We start from the raw sequence: 8,381 nt of genomic DNA, 5'->3' as shown, positions 1-8,381 counted from the left end.
CGGGTTAGGTGCGGGATCGTGGCCTGGAGCGCGTAGAGGCAGTCGTCGAGCGGCAAGAGGGTGTGCCGACGGAAGGCAACAATGATCGCCTCCTCTTCAGTCGTGAGCATGGTCGAGCGCGGCGTCTTTGGTCCCATCGCTGCGTCATGCACGAAGGCACGCTTGCGCCACTTCGCGACCGTCCTGGGGTTCAGCCCATGCTGTGCCGCAAGATCTTTGAGCGGAGCTTTCGATCGCTGTAGCGCTGCTCTGACCGCGTGCGTGGTCGTGGCGCAGCCGTGAAGAACCTGTCCCATAACGCCTCCCGGTATGCAGCGACCTCAGCTAAACTGATGCCACCACACTGCGGGACTGCACACCTAGGGGCTCCAGTATCTACCCCGCCACCGGCGGCGATTGAGATGCTTGCTGAGTTCAGGCAACTATGAAGGCAACAGCTTGCTCACTTCAGCTGTATCGTGAGCGACTGGCTTTGAACTAGCAGGAGCCTGAGTGATAGGCTCGGAGGTGGCGGTCATCTGCGCGTTTCTGTCTACGCGTCGACGGGTTGCTGGCACCAGCCACGCGGCTACCGAAAAGCCTCCGTACATCAGCAGGCAGAACAGCCCGTTCGCCGCCCCTGATCAGGATGGTGTCGGTTGGACCATCATCAGAATGACGCCGCCGAGGGCAAAGGCTGCCGCGGTCATGCGAGGGAGATCGAAGCTCGTATTCACCACAACAGGATCGATCAGGCCGGTTACCTGTCAGTGAAGACGGCATCAGTGCGTCAACCAAAAACATCGGCTCTTGACGTGGCCGAACCCAGAGACATGCAGGCTGGTCGATGAGACCTGGCGTGCCCTAACCTCCGTTGGGTGCATAGCTCGCATATGCCGGGAATACGATTGTTTCCTGACGCTTAAACCTTTCAGTAAAGGCTGCTTGGAATTCAAAAGCTGAAGATTTTGAACCCTGCGCGGACAAGCCGATGCGGAGTGGTTCGTTTAAGGCTGTTTATGGAAGCAGCGCACCCTCGCAGTGTGAGCGTTATGGAACCGGCCTAGATCCTAGGTCAGGCGTGGCTGCCAGAGGAAAGCACTCCGCCGATCTCCGGCGGAGCTTCTGAGGCTTGCCAGGGTGGCGCTCAGACCAGGAAGTCACCACCGGCTTGCAGTTGGGCGATGCTGAGGTGCTCCAAGGTGAGGCTGACCGCACCTACCGTGATCACCACCTGACCTGCCGCGTCACTCGTGGCCGCAGACAAGGCATCCGCCTCCGCGTACAAACCCAGCCCGCGTAGATCAAGCCGGTCCGCGCCCAGCGTGAAATCCAGGATCCGGTCCTGCCCGACATCCGCGGCACCAAACACGAACACGTCCGCATCCGCCCCGCCGGTGAGCTGATCGTCGCCTGCCCCACCGCGCAGGGTATCCATACCTGCATCACCAAAGAGCCGGTCGTTGCCTTCGTCACCCCGCAACGTGTCGGCTCCTGCGCCACCGAACACGGTGTCGTTACCCGCCTGCCCGAACAGCTGATCGTTGCCCGCATCACCAAACAGCTTGTCGTTGCCGAGGCCGGCCTGGATGGTATCGTTGCCGGCTTGACCAAACAGCTGATCCTCGCCCGATCCGCCGCTGAGCGCGTCGTTGCCGTCGGCACCCACCACCGTGTCGTTGCCATCGCCGCCATTGACGGTGTCGTTGCCGAGCCCGCCGTTCAGGTCGTCGTTGCCGAGCCCGCCCCGGAGGTCATCGTCGCCGCCCGCTCCCCGCAGCGTGTCGTTGCCGGTCGAGCCTGCGAGCAAGTCACTGCCAGCCGTGCCGACCCGGAGTACGCCACTGCCGGATGGCTGCAACTCCAGCGTTCCATCGCTGAACACCAGTGTCTCGACATTGGTGAGCGTCGTCATCGCATCCACGATCGTGATGTCACGCAGGTCTGTGATCGTCGTTGTCGCTCCAGCTCGGTCGATCTGGTAGTCGGCTTGTGCGCCGGTCAGAACGAAGCGGTCACGACCTTCGCCGCCGTCCACGATTTGGTGGAACCCATCGTAGCCTGTGCGGATCACATCGTCGCCGGAACCCGCATCAATGCGGTCCTGACCGCTTCGACCCCAGATCGTGTCGTTGCCTGCCCCGCCAAAGATGTTGTCTTCTTCGTAGGCACCATTGATCGTATCAGCGCCATCACCGCCATCGAGAAGATTAGGTCCTCCCCCTTGGCTCTGCTGTTCAAAATCAGCATCAACGTCGAGCCGATCGTTGCCGGATCCACCCAGAAGCTGAACTGCTAAAATCGAGTTATCGTGGCCGCCTTCGAAGCCCCGGACTGACTGTGGGCGCTGACCAAACAGGACGTCGTCGCCGTCGCCACCCTCTAGGCGGCCAGACCCACCGATGGAGTCGTTGCCAAGACCACCGATCAGCACGTTCTGGCGCGTGTTGTCTGCGTAGGCACCAAAATCGCTAATGCGGTCATTGCCGTCGCCGCCTTCGATGCTGTCCGCTCCATCAACGCCGTTGAGGCTGTCATTCCCGATCCCACCGAGAATGGTGTCCTCGCCGTAGGACCCGGTGATTGTATCATCGCCACCAAGGCCCAAGATGCTGTCGCTCAGCACAGTTCCGCTGAGCGTCTCCGATGCGGACGTACCAACAAGGCTCGTGTTCAATCCTGAGACGTTGAAGTCCGTGCCAGCAAACTGCAGGATCTCAACATCATGCAGGCGGTCCGTGCCCTCCGGCCGCGCAGGCTGCGCCAAGAAGTTCGACCCAGGCCGCCTGTCATCAACAATCAGGTCGCCGTTGGCGGCACGGGTGATTACGTACTGCTGGATGTTGCCTGAGAAGACCGCGACATCGGTTCCGGATCCACCGTCCAAAAAGTCGTCCAAGCCGCCGCCTTGCAGCGTGTCGTTGCCTCCAGCGCCTGAGAGCGTGTCAGCCCCAGACGTGCCCTCCAGAAAGTCAGAACCGGCTGTGCCAGTGTCCGTGAACCCCAGCGCCACAACCTTTGTTGCCGCCCCCGAGGTCTGGCCTGTGTACTCGCCGCTCGTGTCCGCGTTCGTGTAAGCTATCGCGTAGCCGCCGTTCGACAGGCCCGCCACATAGGTCATGCTGGGAAAGCCTGCATGGTCGGACGTCGCATCCGGGTCAACTGTGGTCGGACCGCCGATTGGAATACCGTTGGCGTCAAACGCCTGCGCAACGTGGTCGCCTGTCGTGGTCAACACCACGAAGCCGCCACTGGCCAAGGCAGCAACTGTCGGCTGAACGCCCGATGCTGAGACGACGATCTCGCCACCGAGCTTCTGCCCGTGCGTGTCCAAGCGTTGCGCAAGCGTGCCTGATCCATCCGCGTCAGGGTAGACGACGACAAAGCTGCGGTCCTTCAGAGCCGCGACTGAGGCGGGTCCGGAGTACAGGGCGAAGGGTCCCGCCAGGGATGTCGAGCCGATCAGAAGCTCTAGACCCTGCGCCTGACCAGAGGTGGTGAGCAGGCGGCTGTGGTAGGTTCTGGTCTCGGCGCTCTCATCCGTCCAGACCACCTCGACGCCGTTTGCCGAGGCAGTCAGGTCAATGTCGCGAATGCTATCCACGTCAGTGGCGACGGTCTGGCGCGGCCCGACCGCCGATCCGCTGGCGTTGACCACCTGCGTCACAAGGTTGATGCCGACGCCGGTATCTTGATCGCGTTCCGTGAACGCGAGGACGAACCCGCCGCCCGCTAGCCCAGCAGCAGCGACATCTTGGATGTCATTCTCAGATGCCTCCGCAAACGAGCGATTGCCTGTCAGCTGGCCCATGGCTGAGAACGTAGCGGCGGAGATGAAGTATCCAGACCCTCTTTGTGTCTGGACATGTGTCACCAAGTAGCTGCCATCGGCCAGCGAGGTCACGTCGTAGGCGAAGGCGTCTGACATGCTGTCAAAGCCGCCTGCACCACCTGGGACGCGCGTTGGGGCTCCAAGGGGCTGCCCTTTCTCGTCGTAAGCGCGGACGTAATAATCCGTTCCACCGTTTGCTGGGTTGTTCCCCCCGTACAAGACAAGGTAGTTGCCGTTCTCCTGGGCGGTGATCCCCACAACACCCTCATTGCTGGGGTAATCGAGATCGGGCGTGGTGTTGACTTGGACCTCTGATCCAACCGTGACGACGTACTCGGCCATGGCGCTTCCCCAGAGTACAGCGAAACCTATGGAGTGGCATTAACCAAATCCGAATGCAATCAACTTTTGCAAATCTAAATTTTTGCACTGTTGCGGTGCACACGTGAGTAAATATTCAACCATAGAGCACAATAAGATTTCCAATCAGCATTTTTGCTTGTAAAGGCATCTACCGAGCGGCTTCTAGAAGTTCGTGAAAAGCGGCTGCATGTACCCAGCTCAGCTCGCGCGGGTTAAGGGGGAGCCTTCCAGCGTGACCTGCCAACCAGTGAGGATAGCTCCCTGAACTGTGTTGTTGCCGTCGGTTCAATAGGGCTTGCTCCTGTAGAACACTCCAGTTATTCCAGAGCGACTTGAAAGAAAAACGATCGTTTTTCTGACGGCGTGTGTGCGCTGGACCGGTTGTGCTGGTCTGCTCCTCGTTGTGCATGAACGAGGAGCAGGGCCAGAGAGAGGGCTCACAGGTAGGCGAAATCGTCGGCGGCGAGCATCGCCTTCGTGACGTTCTGGAGGAACAGCTCGTCCGTGCCGCTTACGATCTTCACACCCGTGAAGGCTGAGCCCTGCACGGTGCCGGTGTAGTCCGAGACCGCCGCCTGTACCCCTGAAAAGCTCGTGAACTGCCCGTGCCACTCGATGATGTCGTTCACGCCCGTGCCGGCCGTGAAGTCGGTGATCAGGTCAGAGCCGGAACCAGAGCGGAACACGAAGGTGTCCGCACCCGCTCGACCACTCAGGACATCGTTGCCGGCACCCCCCTCCAGCACGTTGATGCCCGTGGTGCCGCTGAGCGTGTCGGCGAAGCTGGTGCCGATGATGCCCTCGAACCCGACCTGGATCGTGTCGAGAGCCGCCTCACCTGTGCGGCCCGTCAGGGTAGCGAGATCGAGCGTGATGCCTGCTGTGGCTGAGGCGTAGCTGATCAGGTCGGTGCCAGCTTGTCCGTTCAGGTTGTCGGCACCGGCCCCGCCCTCGATGGTGTCGTTGCCGTCACCGCCCGTCAGTGTGTCAGCACCATCCTGACCGAATAGGCTGTCGTTACCAGCATTACCGCTGAGCACATCGGCAGCGCTGGTGCCGCGGATCACGTCGGCGTAGGCGGACCCGTTCACCCGCTCGATGCCGGTGAGCCCGTCACCCCGTGCATCGCCGTAAGCCCCGGCCCAGGCTGCGTCAGCCATGTCGAGGCCGATGCCGGCTGTGGCGCTGCCGTAGTCAGCTGTGTCGCTGCCAGCACCGCCGATGAGCTGGTCGGCACCGGCTCCGCCCACCAGCAGATCGGCTCCGTTGCCACCGTCCAGTGTGTCGTTGCCAGCCGTGCCAGTCAGAGTGTCGTTGCCGTCCAGGCCAAGGACGCGCGCCTCCTCGCCGGGTATAGGTGCACTGAGCGCCTCCGCCGCGGCGGTGCCAGCCATGGTGACGAACTGGTTGGTGAGGCTAATGCTGAAGCTTTCGGTGTAGCTCGCACCGGCTGCGTCCGTGACCTTGATGGCCACGCTCTGGCTCCGGGCGGCCTCGTAGTCGAGCACCGCTCCGCTTGCGACGAAAAGGCTGGTGCCGCTGATCGCAAACAGGCTGGAGGGCGAGGCCAAGGCAAACGTGAGGCTGTCACCGGCATCTGGGTCCGTGCCAGACAGCGTGCCGACCAGCGTACCGGCTGATGCATTCTCACTCACCTGCGTGCCTGAGAGCGCGATGTCGGTCGGTGAGCTGTTCGAGGATGCCAGCGTGAGGCTCGCATCCGAGAAGCGCAGCACCTCGGCATTGAGCACCACGTCCGTGCCGTCGGGTGAACCCGTGCGCAGATCCTGTACGAGGTAGCCGCCGCCTGTGCGGTTCTTGACCGAGTACTCGCTCTTCAGGCCCGAGAACACGATGGTGTCGGAGCCCGTCCCGCCGTCGAGCGTGTCGTTGCCTGCTCCACCCGTGAGCGTGTCATCGCCAGCCCCGCCGCTCAGCGAGTCTGTGCCCGCTCCGCCCAGCAGGTTGTCGGCAGAGCCGGAGCCGATCACAGTGTCGTTGCCGCCGGCTGCATCAACTGAGAGCAGGCCCACCACAGAGGTCAGACCCGACAGGTCGAAGCGGTTAGCGCCACCCGTGCCAACCAAGCCCTTGTTGTTGCCGGACCAGACCTCGATGCTGCTGGTCAGCGCGTTAAAGCTAGAGAGCGTCAGATCCGCTGCACCGTCCACCTTCAGGGTGTCCGTACCCGTACCCGCATCGATGAGGTCGCTCAGCGCTTCGCCGCCGCGCACGACGATGGTGTCGTCACCTGCTCCGCCCAGCAGGGTGTCGACACCTGCTCCACCATCCAGCGTGTCATTGCCGCCCTGACCCGAGAGGCTGTCGTTGCCAGCGTTGCCAGAGAGATCATCGGCCAGAGCACCGCCGCTGACGCGGTCCACGCCCAAGCCGCCCCGGTAGGTGAGCTGCTCGATGCTGGTGACCAGCGTGCCGTCACCAAGGTCCTGTGTGCCAGCAAGGCTGAGGTCGAGCGTAAGGCTGGTCGTCAGATTGGTACGGCTGATCAGGGCGTAATCGGTGTCAGCTCCGCCATCGATCACGTCGGGTCCTTGGCCAACGAAGGAGTAGAGCTGATCGTTGCCCGCTCCGCCCAGCATGGTGTCGGAGCCTTCCAAGCCGGTCAGGAAGTCGTTGCCATCGCCGCCGGTTAGCAGGTCATTGCCAAGCTGTCCTTCCAAGCGATCATCGCCGATCCCGCCGTCGAGGCTGTCGTCACCCTCTCCGCCGTAGAGCGTGTCCAGCCCAGCCCCGCCGCTCAGCGTGTCGGTACCACCTCCGCCCGAGAGAAGGTCGTTGCCGGCACCGCCATCGATTTGGTCCGCGCCACTCTGGCCATACAGCCGGTCGTTCCCATCCTGCCCAGCTAAGGTGTCGTCGCCCCCGCCTCCAAACACCGAGTCATCGCCTGCTCCTCCGAAGACCTGATCAGCCTGATCAACCGAGGTGCCTTGCGGCGTGAGCCGGAACACCTCCCCATCGAAGTCAACAACGTAGAGGTTGCCTTGCGCATCCTCGCCGAATGAGGAGATCCGGTTGATCGTGCCGACGTTGGGCGTGATCTGGGTGGTCCACTCCGTGTTGACCAAGCCGGTCTCGGTTCTTGCCAGCGACCAGATCTTGCCGGTGACGAAGTCGCCGTAGACATACTGGCCCTGCAGTGCTTCACTTGGGCCGCGATACACATACCCGCCAGTGATCGAGTTACCGACCGTGTGGTCGTAGGCATAAAGGGGAGCCGTCACGCTCGTGCCGTTCACAGGTGTGGTCGGCGAGTAGACGTCAGGACCTTCATAAGCCTTCCAGCCGTAGTTCGCCCCTGCAGTGCCGAGGTTGATCTCCTCCCAGTGATCATGCCCGACATCGGCAATGTAGAAGTCGCCAGTGCCGCGATCAAAGCTGTCGCGCCATGGGTTGCGCAAACCATAGGCCCAGATCTCGTCGGCACCGTCGCGGTTGACGAACGGGTTGTCCGTCGGAACCGTGTAGTTGCGGTTTGGATCAGCTGGATACGCATCGGCTGAGACATCGATGCGCAGGATCTTGGCAACGAGCGTGTTCAAGTTCTGACCAGCGTTGTAGGTGTCGCCCGGCTGTCCATCGACGGTGGTGCTGCCGTCGCCTGTTGCGATGTAGAGCTTGCCATCAGGACCAAAGCCGATCCAACCGGCCTTATGCCCCTCCGCTCCATTTGGCTGGTCGATGACCATGATGAGCTTGGCACTCGCAGGATCAGCTTGGTTCGGGTTCGTGGCAGAGACTTGGTAGCGCCGGATCTCGGTCTGGCCCTGGAGGTTGCTCAAGCTGACATAGAAGTAGCCGCTCTCTTGGAAGTTCGGATCGAAGGCCAAGCCCAGCAGGCCGCTTTCCGACGCAGTCGAGATCTGCGTCGACACGTCCAGGAAGAGGGCAGACTGAGCTTGCCCGCTCGCAGCGTCGAGTATCTTGATGCGCCCGTTCTTCTCGACGACGAAGAGCCGAGTTGGATCGCTGAAGGGTGCGGTGAGGAAGAGAGGCCCTGAGAGGCCACTCGCTACACGGGTTGCTGTGATCGCGGAGGTCTGTGTTCCACCCAGATCGTAGCCGTAGATCAGGTCGTTGCCGGCTCCACCCGTGAGCGTATCGCTGCCAAGACCGCCATACAGCCTGTCGTTGCCGCCGGCTCCTGTGAGGCTGTCGTTGCCGTCCAGCCCTGACAGCATCCAGT

Annotated in this window: 2 protein-coding genes and 1 pseudogene; all 3 read right to left on the bottom strand. The window is 62.0% G+C overall.

The window, feature by feature from the left end; all coding sequences use genetic code 11:
- A pseudogene (locus CRT23_RS29465) lies at window positions 1-296 on the bottom strand (IS481 family transposase); the annotation flags it as partial.
- Between the two features lie 830 nt (window positions 297-1,126).
- Window positions 1,127-4,153 (bottom strand): calcium-binding protein, encoded by a 3,027-nt coding sequence (locus CRT23_RS26805; RefSeq protein WP_103712546.1) that lies wholly within the window; start codon window positions 4,151-4,153, stop codon window positions 1,127-1,129.
- A 458-nt stretch (window positions 4,154-4,611) separates the two neighbouring features.
- Window positions 4,612-8,381, bottom strand: a 3,770-nt coding sequence (locus CRT23_RS29700) for a PQQ-dependent sugar dehydrogenase (protein ID WP_181017497.1), incomplete at its 5' end; no start/stop codon positions are given.

The organism is Methylobacterium sp. V23, assembly GCF_002917135.1.
Classification (GTDB): domain Bacteria; phylum Pseudomonadota; class Alphaproteobacteria; order Rhizobiales; family Beijerinckiaceae; genus Methylobacterium.
Note: the sequence above shows the minus strand (reverse complement) of the source record. Positions and strands in the feature narration are given on the sequence as shown.